Genomic DNA, 16485 nt, shown 5'->3' on the forward strand with positions numbered 1-16485 from the left:
AGACTGAGCCATGCCTACATCCTTCCTGGAAATCGTCGAACTGCCCGATGGGCGCATTGCCCTGCGTCGCGCAGAGGATGAAGAGGCGTTGGTGACCCTGGATTTCTCCGCTGATGCCAAGGCTTTCCTGCAGGGGCAACACATCGAGGTGGCCAAGGCCATGCTCAATGTTGGTGTGCAGATGGCTGGCCGAATGGCTGAGGGTGATTTCAGTGGTGAAGAAGAAGGCTCGCGCGTTCTCCACTGATTTACTGCGTCTCAACGAAAAACGGGGCTCCATTGGAGCCCGTTTTCATTTCCGCAAGCGAAGTCGTGGTCAGCTAACCCAGGCTGATGTTCAGGCTCTGCGCGCCACCAGTGTTGGCCGCCTGTGCAAGGCGCTGGCGAGTGCTGCTCTCGACCGGATGCAACCAACTGATCACGGTATGGCTGCGACCCAGCTTGAGAGCTTCTTCGGCCAATTCCAGGGCCTTCTGCCCTTGTCGCGGATGCAGCAGCAGGATTCGTTCACGGTTCAGCCCTGCATCGCGCAGCCAGCTTTGCGTGAGGCTTGCCGGCGGCGCTACCAAGGTCAGCCAGCGTGCGTCCTGATTCTGGCTCAGCTCTCGCAGAATCGGCGCCAGTAAGTGCAGGCAGTGCCCAGCAGCGCCACGTAGAGCCAATTCGCTGAAAGCCTGATCATCCTCACTGCGAGAGATGTCATGGGCTGCGACCAGTGGCTCATTCGGCGTTCGGCCAAGGAACGCGTCGAAAAGGGGAAGTTGTGGGCGCTCGAACGACTGCTGCACGTACATGGTGTCTCCTCAGCGGCGGATTACACCGACGCTCAAACCTTCGATGACCAGATCCTGGTTTTCCAGGTCCACTTCGATCGGGGCAAACTCGGGGTTCTCGGCAATCAGCCAGACCTTGTTGCCCTCGCGCTTGAAGCGTTTGACCGTCACTTCATCGTCGATACGGGCGACGACGATCTGGCCGTTACGGGCTTCACGGGTGGTGTGCACGGCGAGCAGATCGCCATCGAAAATGCCGATATCCTTCATGCTCATGCCGCGCACACGCAGCAGGTAGTCGGCTTTGGGCTGAAAGAACGCGGGGTTGATCTGGCAGGATTCCTCGACATGTTGCTGGGCGAGGATCGGTGCGCCGGCAGCAACGCGGCCAATGACCGGAAGGCCTTCGTCCTCGTTCGCCGCGCCTGCCTCGAAGCCAGGAATGCGAATGCCGCGCGAAGCGCCTGGGGTCATTTCGATGGCCCCCTTGCGTGCGAGGGCCTTGAGGTGCTCTTCTGCTGCATTGGGTGATTTGAACCCCAGTTCCTGAGCGATTTCCGCACGGGTGGGTGGGTAGCCGTTGTCTTCCAGGCAGCGTTTGATGAAGGCGAGAATCTCGGCTTGGCGTGGCGTCAGTTTCAGCATGGCTGGGCTCTGTCTTTTTATACAGTGGCTGGGATTATATACAGTAAGCGACTCTTGGCAACGCCCATTTTGCAGATGCCTGTCCTCCGGCTTGTTACCCATGCCGAGTAATCTGCGTCTCTGCTTGTTGTAAGCTGTGACCAGCCGGCCAAAAGACGGCTCGTGCGGCTTGACAATTCAGTGGGATGAAACGTATGTTTCAAACAAGTGTTTGTCAGGTGATAGCTCATGGCTCAGTCGGAAACCGTTGAACGCATTCTCGATGCTGCGGAACAGCTGTTCGCGGAAAAAGGCTTCGCCGAAACTTCATTGCGGCTGATCACCAGCAAGGCTGGGGTCAACCTGGCTGCCGTCAATTATCACTTCGGTTCGAAGAAGGCGCTGATTCAAGCGGTCTTCTCGCGCTTCCTCGGGCCTTTCTGTGCCAGCCTGGAAAAAGAACTCGATCGCCGTCAGGCCAAGTCCGACACCCAGGTTTCCCTGGAGGAGTTGCTCGAGCTTCTGGTCGAACAGGCTCTGGCCGTCAAGCCGCGCAGCGGCAACGATCTTTCCATCTTCATGCGCCTGCTCGGTTTGGCCTTCAGCCAGAGCCAGGGTCACCTGCGCAAATACCTGGAAGAGGTTTACGGCAAGGTTTTCCGTCGTTACATGCTGTTGGTACATGAGGCTGCGCCGCGTATTCCACCACTGGAGCTGTTCTGGCGTGTGCACTTCATGCTCGGTGCTGCGGCGTTCAGCATGTCCGGTATCAAGGCCTTGCGCGCGATGGCCGAGACCGATTTCGGCGTCAACACCTCGATCGAGCAGGTGATGCGGATGATGGTGCCATTCCTCGCCGCCGGTATGCGTTCGGAAACCGGGGTCAACGATCCTGCGTTGGCCGGCGCACAACTCAAGCCCCGGACCAAGACGCCAAGCGCTGCCCCCAAGGTTTGACCGGGCGGCAGGTGGGCTTGGCTTCGTCCTTCGGCTAAGCTAGCGGCCCATGTCCGATCTTGATTTACTCCACATCTCCATTGCTGATCAGGCGCTCTACGGCTTCAGTGCTGGGCGGCTGATAGTGTGTTTTCCCGTATCCACCGCACGCAACGGCGCAGGTGAGCGTAATGGCTCGGGTTGCACGCCGCGCGGGCTGCATCAAGTGCGCGCGAAGATCGGCGCCGGTCTGCCTCTGGCGGCCGTGTTGCGCGGGCGTCGCTGGACCGGTGAGGTATGGTCGCCGCAACTGCACGAGCAGTTTCCCGGCCGTGACTGGATCCTTACCCGCATTCTTTGGTTGAGCGGTCTCGAGTCGGGGCGCAATCGCCTGGGCGAGGTCGATACCTTCCGTCGCTACATCTATCTTCACGGCACCCCGGACACGGAACCCATGGGCGAGCCGTTGTCCCATGGCTGCATCCGTTTGCGCAACGCCGACATGCTGGCGCTTTTTGATCGCGTGCCGCCGCACTGCCGGGTGCGTATCGACGAAGCAGCCTGCCCGCAGTGGGCGCAGGCCAAGATTTCACGTAAGGAATAGGTTTATGCAAGGCTCTTTGATGATGGACATCGCCGGCACCTGGCTGACCGCCGAGGATCGCCAGATGCTGCGCCAGCCCGAGGTGGGTGGCTTGATCATTTTCGCCCGCAACATCGAATCGCCACGCCAGGTGCGCGAGTTGTGTCAGAGCATTCGTGCCGTGCGCCCGGACCTGCTGCTGGCCGTGGACCAGGAGGGCGGCCGGGTGCAGCGTCTGCGCCAGGGATTTCTGCGTCTGCCGGCGATGCGCGCGATCGCCGACAACGACAATGCCGAAGTGCTTGCCGAGCATTGCGGCTGGCTGATGGCGACCGAGGTGCTGGCCGTCGGGCTGGATCTCAGCTTCGCTCCGGTCCTCGATCTCGACCATCAGCGCAGTGCGGTGGTCGGCAGTCGCGCTTTCGAGGGCGACCCGCAGCGCGCAACCACGCTGGCTGCTGCGTTCATCCGCGGCATGCACCAGGCGGGTATGGCAGCGACCGGCAAGCATTTCCCCGGGCATGGCTGGGCTGAGGCGGACTCTCACGTGGCCATTCCGGTCGACGAGCGCAGCCTCGATGAGATTCGTGCCTGTGACATGCAGCCGTTCAAGCGTCTGGCTGGCGAGCTCGATGCGGTGATGCCGGCGCATGTCATCTATCCGCAGGTCGATGAGCAGCCGGCGGGTTTCTCTCGTCGCTGGCTGCAGGACATCCTGCGCGGCGAGCTGGGCTTCGACGGCGTGATCTTCAGTGACGACCTGTCCATGGCCGGTGCGCACGTGGTCGGCGATGCCGGCAAACGTATCGAGGCGGCGCTTGCTGCTGGCTGTGACATGGGCCTGGTGTGCAATGATCGGGGCTCGGCGGAACTGGCCCTCAGCGCATTGCAGCGCTTGCAGGTCACCCCGGCCGAGCGACTGCAGCGCATGCGTGGGCGCGGCCACGCGTGCACCGATTATCGTCAGGCGCCGCGTTGGTCTGCGGCGGTGGCTGCGCTCAGAGCGGCGCATCTGCTCGACTGAGGGCTCAACATGACCGTTTATGCAATCATCGGTGGTACCGGCCTGACGCAGCTCGAAGGCCTGGTGATTCGTCAGGCGATGACACTGGATACGCCCTACGGCACGCCCTCGGCCGATATCCTGCGTGGCGAGTACGGCGGGCGCGAGGTGTTGTTTCTGGCGCGTCACGGCCAACCGCATCGGATTGCTCCGCATCAGATCAACTACCGCGCCAACCTGTGGGCGTTGAAGCATGCAGGGGCGCGCGAGATTGTTGCGGTCAATGCTGTGGGTGGCATTCATGCGGCGATGGGGGCGGGACATTTTTGCGTGCCGCATCAGCTCATCGATTACACGGCCGGTCGTGCGCACACCTTTTTCGAGGGTGAGCTGGATCACGTGACGCACGTGGATTTCAGTTGCCCCTACGATGCGGCATTGCGCGAGCGCCTGATCGCGGCGTTGAGCGCTGAAGGTGCTGCATTCAGCAGCCATGGCGTGTACGGCTGCACGCAGGGGCCGCGCCTGGAAACGGCGGCGGAGATCGTGCGGATGGAGCGTGACGGCTGTGATCTGGTCGGCATGACCGCAATGCCCGAGGCTGCACTGGCGCGTGAGCTGGCGTTGCCTTATGCCTGTCTGGCGCTGGTGGTGAATCCTGCTGCGGGCAAGACCAGTGGCCTGATCACCATGGGCGAAATCGAACGGGTGCTGGAGCAGGGCATGGGCACGATCAAGGCGGTATTGGCGCGCGTGCTGAGTGACTAGCTTCTCTAAGCAAATGAAAAGGGCCGCTTAGCGGCCCTTTTCGTTACCTCCCCTTACAGCGGGCTGATGCGCACCAGGGCGCCGAGGCTGCCGTGATCGAGGTAGGTCAGGCTGTTGTCCTTCAGGCGTTGGGCGACTTTCATGTGTTCGCTGCTTTCCAGCAGGCCGTCGGCACTGAAGCGGTTGATCCACAGTTCCAGGTCCAGATCGGCGAAGCGATCCTGGGTGAAGGCGAGGGTGCCTTCGACCGGGTAGTGGCCGAGGTGCGCCTCGCCACTGTTGACGGCTACGCGGCTCGCTGTGGTGCTCAGCGTCTGGCTCCAGGCCTTGTGCAGCAGAACCTCATAGCCATTACCCGGGTTGAGCTTGGCTGCTTCGCTGTCGAGGCTGGTGGGGCGCTCGCTGCCGGCGATCGGCAGGGCGGTGCCGGCCCAGTCGTCGGGGGCGATCTTCGGCGCGATCACCGCGTCACCGGCCTGGCGGAATACCAGCAGTTCCACCTGATACAGGCGTTCGGCGAAGGCGCTCGGGGCGAGCAGGCAGAGCAGCAGGGCGATCAGGTGCAATGGGCGCATGGGGGAGTCCTTCAGGTGGTGGGCGCGAGGCGCTCGAGCAGGGCTTCCAGGGTGTTGAAGCGCTCTTCCGCGCGCTCCATGGGCACCTGGATCTTGAAGACGGTGGCGCCTTCGAACTTGTAGCGTTTCGGTTGGGCCTGGATCAGCTTGATCAGCGTCAGCGGGTCGACGCAGGTCTCTGCGGCGAATTCGATGCGGCCGCCCTGTGGTCCGGCGTCGACCTTGGTAATACCCAGCTTCTCTGCCTGCAACTTGAGCAGGGTCAGGCGCATCAGGTTCTTGGTTGGCTCCGGCAACAGGCCGAAGCGGTCGATCATCTCAACCTGCAGCTCCTTCAGGCCATCCTCGTCGCTGGCGTTGGCGATGCGCTTGTAGAGAATCAGGCGGGCGTGCACGTCGGGCAGGTAGTCTTCGGGGATCAGCGCCGGTACGCGCAGGTTGATCTCCGGGCCGCCGCCCAGCGGCTGGTCGAGGTTCGGCTGCTCGCCTTTCTGGATGGCCTTGACCGCGCGCTCGAGCATTTCCATGTACAGGGTGAAGCCGACGGCCTGAATCTGTCCGCTCTGGCCGTCGCCGAGCAGTTCGCCGGCGCCGCGGATTTCCAGGTCGTGGGTGGCCAGGACGAAGCCCGCGCCGAGATCCTGGGCGTTGGCGATGGCCTCCAGGCGTTTCTCGGCGTCTGTGGTCATCTGCTTGCGCGGCGGGGTGAGCAGGTAGGCGTAGGCTTGGTGGTGGCTACGGCCGACACGGCCACGCAGCTGGTGCAGCTGGGCCAGGCCGAACTTGTCGGCGCGGTCGATGATGATGGTGTTGGCGCTGGGCACGTCGATGCCGGTCTCGATGATGGTCGAGGCCACCAGCACGTTGAAGCGCTTGTGGTAGAAGTCGCTCATCACTTGTTCGAGATCGCGTTCGCGCATCTGTCCATGGCCGATACCGATACGTGCTTCGGGCACCAGTTCGGCGAGGTCAGCGGCGCATTTCTCGATGGTCTTCACGTCGTTGTGCAGGTAGTACACCTGGCCGCCCCGTAGTAGCTCGCGCAGCAGTGCTTCCTTGATGGTCGGCTTGTTGGCTTCCATGACGAAGGTGCGCACCGACAGGCGCCGCGCCGGTGGGGTGGCGATGATCGACAGGTCGCGCATGCCGGCCACGGCCATGTTCAGGGTGCGCGGGATGGGCGTGGCGGTCAGGGTGAGAATATCCACCTCGCTGCGCAGGGCTTTGAGCTGCTCCTTCTGGCGCACGCCGAAGCGGTGTTCCTCGTCGATGATGGCCAAGCCGAGGTTTTGGAACTTGACGTCATCCTGCAGCAGCTTGTGCGTGCCGATGACGATATCCACCTTGCCTTCGGCCAGTTGCTGCACGGCGTCGCCGACTTCCTTGGCGCTTTTGAAGCGGCTCATCACCTCGACCTTTACCGGCCAATCGGCGAAGCGGTCGCGGAAGCTGTTGTAGTGCTGTTGGGCGAGCAGGGTGGTGGGCACCAGTACGGCGACCTGCTTGCCGCTGTGCACGGCGATGAAGGCGGCGCGCATGGCCACTTCGGTCTTGCCGAAGCCGACGTCGCCGCAAACCAGGCGATCCATCGGCTTGCCGGCCAGCATGTCGCTGCGCACGGCGTCGATGGCGGCCTGCTGGTCCGGGGTTTCCTCGAAGGGGAAACCGGCGCTGAAGGTGGCGTAATCCAGCGCCGGGTCCTGGAAGGCGAAGCCCTCGCGCGCGGCGCGGCGGGCGTAGATATCGAGCAGCTCGGCGGCAACATCACGCACCTGCTCGGCGGCCTTGCGCTTGGCCTTCTGCCAGACTTCCGAGCCGAGGCGATGCAGCGGCGCAAGAGCATCGTCACTGCCGGTGTAGCGGGCAATCAGGTGCAGGCTGGCCACGGGCACGTAGAGTTTGGCTTCGTCGGCGTACTGCAGGGCGAGGAATTCGGCGGCTTGGCCATCGAACTCCATGGTCACCAGGCCCAGGTAGCGGCCGACGCCGTGATCGATATGCACCACCGGTGCGCCTTCGCGCAGCTCGGTGAGGTTCTTGATCACGTTGTCGCCGCCTTCGCGGCCTTTCTCGCGGCGCCGGCGCTGCATGACGCGTTGGCCGAACAGCGGGCTCTCGGCGATCAGCGCCAGGTCGTCGAGCAGCAGCCCTTCGTCCAATGGTGCGATGCAGATGTTCAGGCGCTCGCTGCTGGCGACGAAGGCTGGCCAGCCCTCGACTTCCTTGGGCTTGAGCTTGAGGCGAGCGAGCAGCTCCAGCAGCACTTCGCGGCGCCCGGCCGATTCGGCGCAGAACAGCACGCGGCCCGGATATTCCTCGATAAAGCGGCGCAGCGCTGCCAGTGGCTCGCCGGCCTTGGCCTGGATCGCCAGGTCGGGCAGGGCGCGGGCGTCGAAGCGGGTCTGGCCGACGCCAGGCTCGATATCGTCCTGATTGACCACCACCCGCGGCCAGCTCTTCAGGCGGGCGAAACAGTCCTCCACCGGCAGGAAGATGTCGGCAGGCGGTAGTAGTGGTCGCTCTGGATCGACTCGGCGATCCTCATAGCGGCTACGCGCATCTGTCCAAAATTGCTCGGCGGCTTTTTCGATACCGGGCAGGGAAAATACCTGGGTGTCGCCCGGCAGGTAGTCGAACAGGGTGTCCGTCTCTTCGAAGAACAGCGGCAGGTAGTACTCGATGCCAGCTGGGGTGATGCCGGTGGAAAGGTCCTGATAGATCGGGCAGCGACGGAAATCCACGTCGAAGCGCTCGCGAAAGCGCCCGCGGAAATCGGTGACGGCTTTCTTTTCCAGCGGAAACTCACGCGCTGGCAGCAGGCGGATCGACTCGACCTTGTCCACCGAGCGCTGGGTTTCGGGGTCGAAGGTGCGCAGGGTTTCGATTTCGTCGTCGAACAGGTCGATACGGTAGGGCGTGTCGCTGCCCATCGGGAACAGATCGATCAATGCGCCGCGCACAGCGAACTCGCCATGCTCGTACACCGTGTCCACGCAGCGGTAGCCGGCCGCCTCCAGGCGCGTGCGCGTCTGCTCCACATCGAGTTTCTGGCCGACATCCAGCACCAGGCTGCTGCCCAGCAGGAAGCGCTTCGGTGCGAGGCGGTGTAGGGCTGTGGTGATCGGCACTACGAGGATGCCGCGGCTCAGCTGCGGTAGACGATAGAGCGCTGCGATACGCTGCGAAATGATGTCCTGGTGCGGCGAAAACACATCGTAGGGCAGGGTTTCCCAGTCGGGGAAGTGCAGCACTGGCAGGTCGGGGGCGAAGAACGCCAGCTCTTCCTGTAGCCGCTCGGCGCTCTGGCTGCCTTCGGTGAGCACCAGGGTGAAGCGTCCAGCGTCGCTGGCCGCTTCTGCGATGGTCAGGGACAGGGCGGCCCCGGGCAGGTTGCCCCACTGTTGTTTGCCGGCGCTGGCCGGTAGAGACGGAAGACGCAGTACGGACACGGGCGGCTCACGGTCGTGACGAAAGGCCGGGAATTGTAGCGGGGCTTGCTGGTCAATGTCAGTCGCGACAGGCGCGCATTGCTCATGTCAGCGCGCACCGTCATAATGTAGCCCCTTTTTTCAGCCCCTACATGTGGAAGGTACTGCCCGTGACTCAGAAGCCCGACCAGTGTCTCGGTGAATGGATCGATCGTGAAGCCCTCGCGGAAGCGATGATTCCGCTGATTGGTCAGCTCTATCGCAACAACAATGTGGTGACCTCGATCTACGGCCGTGGCCTGATCAATCGTTCGGTCATCGACATCCTCAAGGCTCACCGTTTTGCCCGTCATCGCCTGGCTGAAGAAGCCGAGCTGTCGGTGCACGACACCTTCCCCATGCTCAAGGCCATGAGCGAGCTCAAGCTGGGCGCTGCCTCGGTTGATCTGGGCAAGTTGGTTGCCAAGTTCAAGGCCGAAGGCGCTGGTCGCGGCGTCGAGCAGTTCGTCAAGGACGAGCTGGCCGATGTGGTCGGCAAGCAGAACGGCGCTGGTCGTGAAGGTACCGATGTTGTGCTGTATGGCTTCGGTCGTATCGGCCGCCTGCTGGCGCGCATCCTGATCGAGAAGACCGGTGGTGGTGATGGCCTGCGTCTGCGCGCCATCGTTGTGCGCAAGGGTGCCAGCAACGATCTGGTCAAGCGTGCCAGCCTGCTGCGTCGTGACTCGGTGCATGGCAAGTTCAACGGCACCATCACCATCGATGAAGAGAACAGCACCCTGACGGCCAACGGCAACCTGATCCAGGTGATCTACGCCAAGGACCCGAAAGAAGTCGACTACACCCAGTACGGCATCAAGAACGCGCTGCTGGTGGATAATACCGGTGTGTGGCGTGATGCCGAGGGTCTGGGTCAGCACCTGGCTTGCCCTGGCGTCGATCGTGTCGTGCTCACCGCGCCTGGCAAGGGCGCGCTGAAGAATATCGTGCACGGCATCAACCACAGCGAAATCACCGCTGAGGACAAGATCATCTCCGCTGCGTCCTGCACCACCAACGCCATCGTGCCGGTGCTCAAGGCGGTCAATGATCAGTACGGCATCGTCAACGGTCACGTTGAGACCGTTCACTCCTACACCAACGACCAGAACCTGATCGACAACTTCCATAAAGGCAGTCGTCGTGGTCGTAGCGCCGCGCTGAACATGGTCATCACCGAAACCGGTGCCGCCACCGCTGCTGCCAAGGCGCTGCCTGTGCTCAAGGGCAAGCTGACCGGCAATGCCATTCGCGTGCCGACGCCGAACGTGTCCATGGCCATTCTCAATCTGAACCTGGAGAAAGCCACCACGCGCGAAGAGATCAACGAGTACCTGCGCCAGATGGCCATGCACTCGGATTTGCAGAAGCAGATCGACTTCGTCAGCTCGCAGGAAGTGGTATCGACCGACTTCGTCGGCTCGCGTCACGCCGGTGTAGTGGATGCCGAAGCCACCATCGCCAACGATAACCGCGTTGTACTGTACGTCTGGTACGACAACGAGTTCGGTTACAGCTGCCAGGTGGTGCGTGTGATGGAAGACATGGCCGGGGTCAACCCGCCAGCCTTCCCGCGCTAAGCGTCAGAGTCAAAAAAACGGGAGCTTCGGCTCCCGTTTTTTTATGCCTGAAATCTGGCCTGGCGAAGTTGTCGAGTTGATCTCGAGCAGTATCGAGTTTGTTGCGCCCTGTTACCGAAAGGCCAAAAAAAGCAAGCGCTTGGGTGGTCAGTGCCGGGGGGCGTCTTTATAATCAAGCGGATTTTTTACCCAGGTTTGGCGCCTTCCTCCACGCCCATATCGTATTGGCGTGGTCGGGTCTATTAGACCTTCGGTAGCGCCGCCTGTCCTATAAAAAGCTTTCTAAATCAGTGGTTAGGCAAACCTATGATCAAACTAAAGCATGGGCTTGATTTGCCCATAACGGGTGCGCCGGCACAGCGTATCGAGGCCGCCAGGCCCGTACGCAGTGTCGCTGTCATCGGCTTCGACTATCACGGGATGAAGCCGACGATGGAGGTGCAGGTCGGTGACCGGGTCAAGCTCGGTCAATTGCTGTTTACCGACAAGAAGACACCCGGCGTGCGCTATACCGCTCCCGCTGGTGGCGTGATCAGCGCCATCCATCGTGGTGAGAAGCGCGTCCTGCAATCCGTGGTCATCGACATTGATGGCGACGAGCAGGAAACCTTCGCTCAATATGCTGCCGACCAGCTGGATTCGCTGACTGACGAACAGATTCGCGAAAACCTGCAGCAGTCTGGCCTTTGGACCGCCCTGCGTACCCGTCCGTTCAGCAAGGTGCCGGCGCTCGATGCCGTACCGAGTTCGATCTTCGTGACCGCAGTCGACACGCATCCGCTCGCCGCCGATCCTGCTGTGATCATCGGTGAATATGCCGCTGATTTCGAAAATGGCCTCAAGGTTCTCGGTAACCTGGCCAAGATCTTCCTGTGCAAGGCCGACGGCGCCAATCTGCCTGGCGAGAAGCTGGCCAAGGTACAGAGCGAAGCTTTTGCTGGCCCACACCCGGCAGGTCTGCCGGGGACTCACATCCACTTCCTCGACCCGGTCAGCATCGGCAAGAGCGTCTGGCAGATCGGTTACCAGGACGTGATTGCGGTGGGCAAGCTGTTCACCACTGGCCAGCTGTTCGTCGAGCGCGTGGTAGCACTCGGCGGCCCGGTTGCCGAACAGCCGCGTCTGCTGCGCACCCGCCTGGGCGCCAACCTGGAAGAACTCACCGCCGGTGAGCTCAAGCCAGGTTTCAATCGTGTGATTTCCGGCTCGGTGTTCGGCGGTCGTACCGCTCAGGGTGCCTTCGCCTTCCTCGGTCGTTACCACAACCAGGTGTCCTGCCTGGTGGAAGGCAATGACCGCGAGATGATGCATTACCTGCGTGCCGGGGTTAACAAGCACTCGGTACTGAACGTGTTCGTCTCCAAGCTGGCCAGCGCCAAGCTGTTCAACTTCACCACCACCACCAACGGCAGCCCGCGTGCCATGGTGCCGGTGGGCAACTACGAAGCAGTGATGCCGCTGGATATCCTGCCGACTCAACTGCTGCGCTACCTGATCGTTGGCGACACCGAGATGGCTCAGAAACTGGGTTGCCTGGAGCTCGACGAAGAAGATCTTGCGCTGTGCACCTACGTGTGCGCTGGCAAGTATGAATATGGCCCGATCCTGCGGGACAACCTCACCCGCATCGAGAAGGAGGGTTAATCCGTGGGCATTCGTGCATTCCTCGACAAGATCGAGCACAACTTCGAAAAGGGCGGCAAGTACGAGAAGTGGTATGCCCTCTACGAGGCCATCGACACCTTCTTCTATCGTCCTGGCAGCGTGACCAAAACCACCGCTCACGTGCGTGATGGCATCGACCTCAAGCGCATGATGATCACTGTGTGGCTGTGCACCTTCCCGGCTATGTTCTTCGGCATGTGGAACACCGGCTACCAGGCCAACCTGATCTTCGCCCAGAGCCCCGAGCTGCTGGCGAGCCAGGAAGGCTGGCGCTTCGCTCTGATCGGCTCGCTGGCCGGTTTCGACCCGAACAGCCTATGGGACAACTTCATTCAGGGCGCGGCCTATTTCCTGCCTGTCTACGCGGTGACCTTCATCGTCGGCGGCTTCTGGGAAGTACTGTTCGCCTCGATCCGCAAGCATGAAGTCAACGAAGGCTTCTTCGTCACTTCCGTGCTGTTCGCCCTGATTCTGCCGCCGAGCATTCCGCTTTGGCAGGTCGCCCTGGGCATCAGCTTCGGCGTGGTGATCGGCAAGGAAGTGTTCGGTGGTACCGGCAAGAACTTCCTCAACCCGGCACTCACCGGCCGTGCATTCCTGTTCTTCGCCTATCCGGCGCAGATGTCGGGTGACGCGGTCTGGACCGCGGTCGACGGCTTCGCTGGCGCTACTTCGCTGAGCCTGGCGGCCAGCGGCGGCATCGAGAACGTTATCAATAACGGCATCACCTGGATGGACGCCTTCGTCGGCACCATTCACGGCTCGATGGGTGAGACCAGCACGCTGGCCATCGCCATCGGTGGTCTGGTTCTGTTGCTGACTCGCATTGCCTCCTGGCGCATCGTCGTCGGCGTGATGCTGGGCATGATCGGCCTGAGCCTGCTGCTCAACCTGATCGGCTCCACCACCAACCCGATGTTCGCCATGCCCTGGTACTGGCATCTGGTAGTGGGCGGCTTCGCCTTCGGCATGTTCTTCATGGCCACCGACCCGGTGTCGGCCTCCATGACCAACACCGGCAAGTGGATCTTCGGCGTTCTGATCGGCGTGATGGTGGTATTGATCCGTGTGGTCAACCCGGCCTTCCCCGAGGGCATGATGCTGGCGATTCTGCTCGCCAACCTGTTTGCACCGCTGATCGACCACTTCGTCGTTCAAGCCAATATCAAGCGGAGGCTGGCACGCAATGTCTAGTCAAAAAGAATCCACCGTCCGCACGCTGACGGTGGCGGTGCTGGTGTGTCTAGTGTGTTCGGTGTTCGTCGCCGGCGCTGCCGTGGCGCTGAAACCGACTCAGGTTGAAAACCGTCTGCTGGACAAGCAGCGCAGCATCCTGGCCATTGCTGGCCTGGGTGAGGCCGGCATGTCCGGTGCCAAGGTCAAGGAACTGTTCGACACCACCATCACCGCCAAGCTGGTAGATCTGGAAACAGGCAAGTTCTCCGACAAGTTCGATCCGATCACCTTCGATCCCCTCAAGGCCGCGAAGGACCCGAAAACCTCCGATGCTCTGAAGGGCAGCGAAGATATCGCCGGGATCAAACGCCAAGAGCGTTACACCACCGTTTACCTGGTGGAGAAGGACGGGGAAATGGAAACCCTGATTCTTCCGGTGCGTGGCTATGGCCTGTGGTCGACCCTGCACGGCTTTATCGCGGTGAAAGGGGATCTGAACACTGTCGTGGGCATGGGCTTCTACCAGCATGGCGAGACCCCCGGTCTCGGCGGCGAGGTGGACAATCCGAAATGGAAAGGCCAATGGCCCGGCAAGACCCTGTACGACGAAGACGGCAAGCTCGCCGTTCAGATCGTCAAGGGTGGTGTCGATCCGCAAAGCCCGAACGCTACTCACCAAGTCGACGGCCTGGCCGGCGCCACCCTGACCAGCGTCGGTGTGGACAAGCTGCTGAAGTTCTGGCTTGGCCAGAACGGCTTCGGTCCGTTTATCGCTAACCTGCGTGCAGGGGAGGCTTGATCATGTCGCAGCCGACTATTAAAGAAGTCCTGCTCAACCCGATCTTCAACAACAACCCCATTGGCCTGCAGATCCTCGGGATCTGTTCGGCCCTGGCGGTGACCTCGAACCTGCAGACCGCGCTGGTGATGTCTGCCGCGCTGACGCTGGTGACCGGTTTCTCCAACCTCTTCATCTCGATGATTCGCAGCCAGATCCCGGGCTCGATCCGCATGATCGTGCAGATGGTGATCATCGCCTCGCTGGTGATCGTGGTCGATCAGGTGCTCAAGGCCTACGCCTTCAGTCTGTCCAAGCAGTTGTCGGTGTTCGTCGGTCTGATCATCACCAACTGCATCGTGATGGGCCGTGCCGAAGCCTTTGCCATGCAGAACCCGCCGGTGCTGTCGTTCTTCGACGGCATTGGTAACGGTCTAGGCTACAGCGCCATGCTGATCGCCCTGGGCATCATTCGTGAGTTGTTCGGTGCGGGCAAACTGATGGGCTACGAGGTCTTCTCGGTGGTCAACGATGGTGGCTGGTATCAGCCCAACGGCATGCTGCTGCTGCCGCCTTCGGCGTTCTTCCTGATTGGTCTGTTCATCTGGGCCATCCGTAGCTGGAAGAAGGATCAGATCGAGGTCAATGCCTACAAGATGGCGCCTCAGGTATCCAGCAAGGAGGCCTACTAATGGAGCATTATCTCAGCCTGTTGGCCAAGGCCGTGTTCGTCGAGAACATGGCGCTGGCCTTCTTCCTCGGTATGTGCACCTTCATCGCCATCTCCAAGAAGGTCGAGACCGCCATCGGTCTGGGCATCGCGGTGATCGTGGTACAGGTCATCACCGTACCGGCGAACAACCTGATCTATACCTACCTGCTCAAGGATGGCGCGCTGGCCTGGGCCGGCTTGCCTGAGGTTGATCTCAGTTTCCTTGGCCTGCTCAGCTACATTGGCGTCATCGCTGCCATCGTGCAGATCCTCGAGATGCTGCTGGATAAATACGTACCTGCGCTCTACAACGCGCTGGGCGTGTTCCTGCCGCTGATCACCGTGAACTGCGCCATCATGGGCGGCACCCTGTTCATGGTCGAGCGCGATTACAACCTGGCCGAGAGTACCGTCTACGGCTTTGGTTCGGGTCTGTCCTGGGCACTGGCGATCGCCGCGCTGGCGGGTATTCGCGAGAAACTCAAGTACAGCGATGTACCGGCTGGCCTGCAGGGTCTGGGCATCACCTTCATCACCATCGGTCTGATGTCGCTGGGCTTCATGTCCTTCTCCGGCGTGCAGCTGTAAGGAAAGGATGAACAGATGAATTACGAAATCTTCCTCGCCATCGGCATGTTCACCGCCATCGTCCTGGCGCTGGTGCTGATCATCCTCGCTGCTCGTGCCAAGCTGGTTTCCAGCGGTGACGTGAGCATCGAGATCAACGGCGAAAAAACCATCGTGGTGCCGGCCGGCGGCAAGCTGTTGCAGACCCTGGCCAACAACAACGTGTTCCTGTCCTCCGCGTGCGGCGGCGGCGGTACCTGCGCCCAGTGCAAGTGCGTCGTCGAGTCCGGTGGCGGTGAGATGCTGTCCACCGAAGAATCGCACTTCACCAAGCGTGAGGCTCGTGAGGGCTGGCGCCTGTCCTGCCAGACCCCGGTCAAGCAGGATATGAAGATCGAAGTCCCTGAAGAGGTCTTCGGCGTCAAGAAGTGGGAATGCACCGTCGAGTCCAACCCCAACGTCGCGACCTTCATCAAGGAGCTGACGTTGAAACTGCCGGAAGGCGAGAACGTCGACTTCCGCGCTGGTGGTTACGTGCAGCTGGAATGCCCGCCGCACACCGTGAACTACAAGGACTTCGACATCCAGGAGGAGTACCGCGGCGACTGGGACAAGTTCAACCAGTGGAAGTACGTGTCCAAGGTCGAGGAGACCGTGATCCGTGCCTACTCCATGGCCAACTACCCGGAAGAGCGCGGCCTGGTGAAGTTCAACATCCGTATCGCCTCGCCGCCCCCCGGCAAGGACGATCTGCCGCCGGGCAAGATGTCTTCCTATGTGTTCAGCCTCAAGCCGGGCGACAAGATCACTGTGTACGGGCCGTTCGGTGAATTCTTCGCCAAGGACACCGATGCCGAGATGGTCTTCATCGGGGGTGGTGCCGGCATGGCGCCGATGCGTTCGCACATCTTCGACCAGCTCAAGCGCCTGAAATCCACGCGCAAGATCAGCTTCTGGTATGGCGCGCGCTCCATGCGTGAGTCGTTCTACAACGAAGAGTACGACCAGCTCGCCGCAGAGAACCCGAACTTCGAGTGGCATCTGGCATTGTCCGATCCGCAACCTGAAGACAACTGGACCGGCCTCAAGGGCTTCATCCACAACGTGCTGTACGAGAACTACCTGAAGGACCACCCGGCTCCGGAAGATTGCGAGTTCTACATGTGCGGCCCACCCATGATGAACGCTGCGGTGATCAAGATGCTGACCGACCTGGGTGTCGAGCCGGAGAACATCCTCCTCGACGACTTCGGCGGCTAAGCATGAGGTCTGCTGTAC

At 61.4% G+C, this 16485-nt stretch carries 16 protein-coding genes; 12 read left to right on the forward strand and 4 right to left on the reverse strand.

Annotation, left to right across the window (positions count from 1 at the left end; translation table 11 throughout):
• Nucleotides 1-10: 10 nt before the first annotated feature.
• Entirely contained in the window at nucleotides 11-247 is a 237-nt protein-coding gene (locus CXP40_RS17945; RefSeq protein ID WP_003462072.1) for a hypothetical protein, read from the forward strand.
• Between the two features lie 73 nt (nucleotides 248-320).
• On the opposite strand, the gene sulA is transcribed toward CXP40_RS17945, so the two are convergent.
• Together sulA and lexA are read right to left on the reverse strand one after the other, a co-directional pair.
• A complete protein-coding gene (gene sulA / locus CXP40_RS17950) occupies nucleotides 321-794 on the reverse strand; it encodes an SOS-induced cell division inhibitor SulA (RefSeq protein WP_106734866.1) in 474 nt (157 codons plus the stop codon).
• A 9-nt stretch (nucleotides 795-803) separates the two neighbouring features.
• Nucleotides 804-1418, reverse strand: a complete 615-nt coding sequence (lexA, locus tag CXP40_RS17955) for a transcriptional repressor LexA (RefSeq protein WP_099526447.1) — start codon at nucleotides 1416-1418, stop codon at nucleotides 804-806.
• A 228-nt stretch (nucleotides 1419-1646) separates the two neighbouring features.
• On the opposite strand from lexA, the gene CXP40_RS17960 reads away from it, so the two are divergent.
• Genes CXP40_RS17960 through CXP40_RS17975 form a run of 4 tightly spaced genes read left to right on the forward strand, consistent with a single transcriptional unit; the run spans nucleotide 1647 to nucleotide 4687 of the window.
• On the forward strand, nucleotides 1647-2354 hold the full coding sequence (locus tag CXP40_RS17960; protein WP_106734867.1) for a TetR/AcrR family transcriptional regulator: 708 nt from the start codon (nucleotides 1647-1649) through the stop codon (nucleotides 2352-2354).
• A 49-nt stretch (nucleotides 2355-2403) separates the two neighbouring features.
• Nucleotides 2404-2937: a L,D-transpeptidase gene (locus CXP40_RS17965; protein WP_106734868.1), complete on the forward strand. Its 534-nt coding sequence runs from the start codon at nucleotides 2404-2406 to the stop codon at nucleotides 2935-2937.
• Nucleotides 2938-2941: 4 nt separating this feature from the next.
• Nucleotides 2942-3940: a beta-N-acetylhexosaminidase gene (gene nagZ, locus CXP40_RS17970; protein ID WP_106734869.1), complete on the forward strand. Its 999-nt coding sequence runs from the start codon at nucleotides 2942-2944 to the stop codon at nucleotides 3938-3940.
• Nucleotides 3941-3949: 9 nt separating this feature from the next.
• Complete coding sequence (locus CXP40_RS17975; protein ID WP_106734870.1) at nucleotides 3950-4687, forward strand: S-methyl-5'-thioinosine phosphorylase; 738 nt, start codon at nucleotides 3950-3952, stop codon at nucleotides 4685-4687.
• A 53-nt stretch (nucleotides 4688-4740) separates the two neighbouring features.
• On the opposite strand, the gene CXP40_RS17980 is transcribed toward CXP40_RS17975, so the two are convergent.
• Both CXP40_RS17980 and mfd read right to left on the reverse strand, forming a co-directional pair.
• Entirely contained in the window at nucleotides 4741-5262 is a 522-nt protein-coding gene (locus CXP40_RS17980) for a CsiV family protein (RefSeq protein WP_106734871.1), read from the reverse strand.
• Between the two features lie 11 nt (nucleotides 5263-5273).
• Entirely contained in the window at nucleotides 5274-8711 is a 3438-nt protein-coding gene (gene mfd, locus CXP40_RS17985) for a transcription-repair coupling factor (RefSeq protein ID WP_106734872.1), read from the reverse strand.
• A gap of 131 nt (nucleotides 8712-8842) precedes the next feature.
• Between mfd and CXP40_RS17990 the strand changes: the two genes are divergently transcribed.
• From CXP40_RS17990 to nqrF, 7 genes are all read left to right on the forward strand, one after another.
• On the forward strand, nucleotides 8843-10309 hold the full coding sequence (locus tag CXP40_RS17990) for a glyceraldehyde-3-phosphate dehydrogenase (protein WP_106734873.1): 1467 nt from the start codon (nucleotides 8843-8845) through the stop codon (nucleotides 10307-10309).
• A 306-nt stretch (nucleotides 10310-10615) separates the two neighbouring features.
• Nucleotides 10616-11953 (forward strand): Na(+)-translocating NADH-quinone reductase subunit A, encoded by a 1338-nt coding sequence (locus tag CXP40_RS17995; protein WP_106734874.1) that lies wholly within the window; start codon nucleotides 10616-10618, stop codon nucleotides 11951-11953.
• A gap of 3 nt (nucleotides 11954-11956) precedes the next feature.
• Nucleotides 11957-13168: an NADH:ubiquinone reductase (Na(+)-transporting) subunit B gene (locus CXP40_RS18000; protein ID WP_106734875.1), complete on the forward strand. Its 1212-nt coding sequence runs from the start codon at nucleotides 11957-11959 to the stop codon at nucleotides 13166-13168.
• Complete coding sequence (locus CXP40_RS18005; protein ID WP_106734876.1) at nucleotides 13161-13949, forward strand: Na(+)-translocating NADH-quinone reductase subunit C; 789 nt, start codon at nucleotides 13161-13163, stop codon at nucleotides 13947-13949. Before CXP40_RS18000 ends, CXP40_RS18005 begins: the two co-directional genes overlap by 8 nt.
• Nucleotides 13946-14620, forward strand: coding sequence for an NADH:ubiquinone reductase (Na(+)-transporting) subunit D (locus CXP40_RS18010; protein ID WP_177429694.1), 675 nt, complete (start codon nucleotides 13946-13948; stop codon nucleotides 14618-14620). Before CXP40_RS18005 ends, CXP40_RS18010 begins: the two co-directional genes overlap by 4 nt.
• The gene (nqrE, locus tag CXP40_RS18015; RefSeq protein ID WP_013714786.1) at nucleotides 14620-15228 is read left to right on the forward strand and encodes an NADH:ubiquinone reductase (Na(+)-transporting) subunit E; all 609 of its coding nucleotides are present in this window, start codon (nucleotides 14620-14622) and stop codon (nucleotides 15226-15228) included. The genes CXP40_RS18010 and nqrE overlap by 1 nt, the downstream gene beginning before the upstream one ends.
• A 15-nt stretch (nucleotides 15229-15243) precedes the next feature.
• Complete coding sequence (gene nqrF, locus CXP40_RS18020; RefSeq protein ID WP_106734878.1) at nucleotides 15244-16467, forward strand: NADH:ubiquinone reductase (Na(+)-transporting) subunit F; 1224 nt, start codon at nucleotides 15244-15246, stop codon at nucleotides 16465-16467.
• The last annotated feature ends 18 nt before the right edge of the window (nucleotides 16468-16485 follow it).

The organism is Pseudomonas sp. YY-1, from assembly GCF_002843095.1.
In the GTDB taxonomy this organism is placed as follows: Bacteria; Pseudomonadota; Gammaproteobacteria; order Pseudomonadales; family Pseudomonadaceae; genus Aquipseudomonas; species Aquipseudomonas sediminis_A.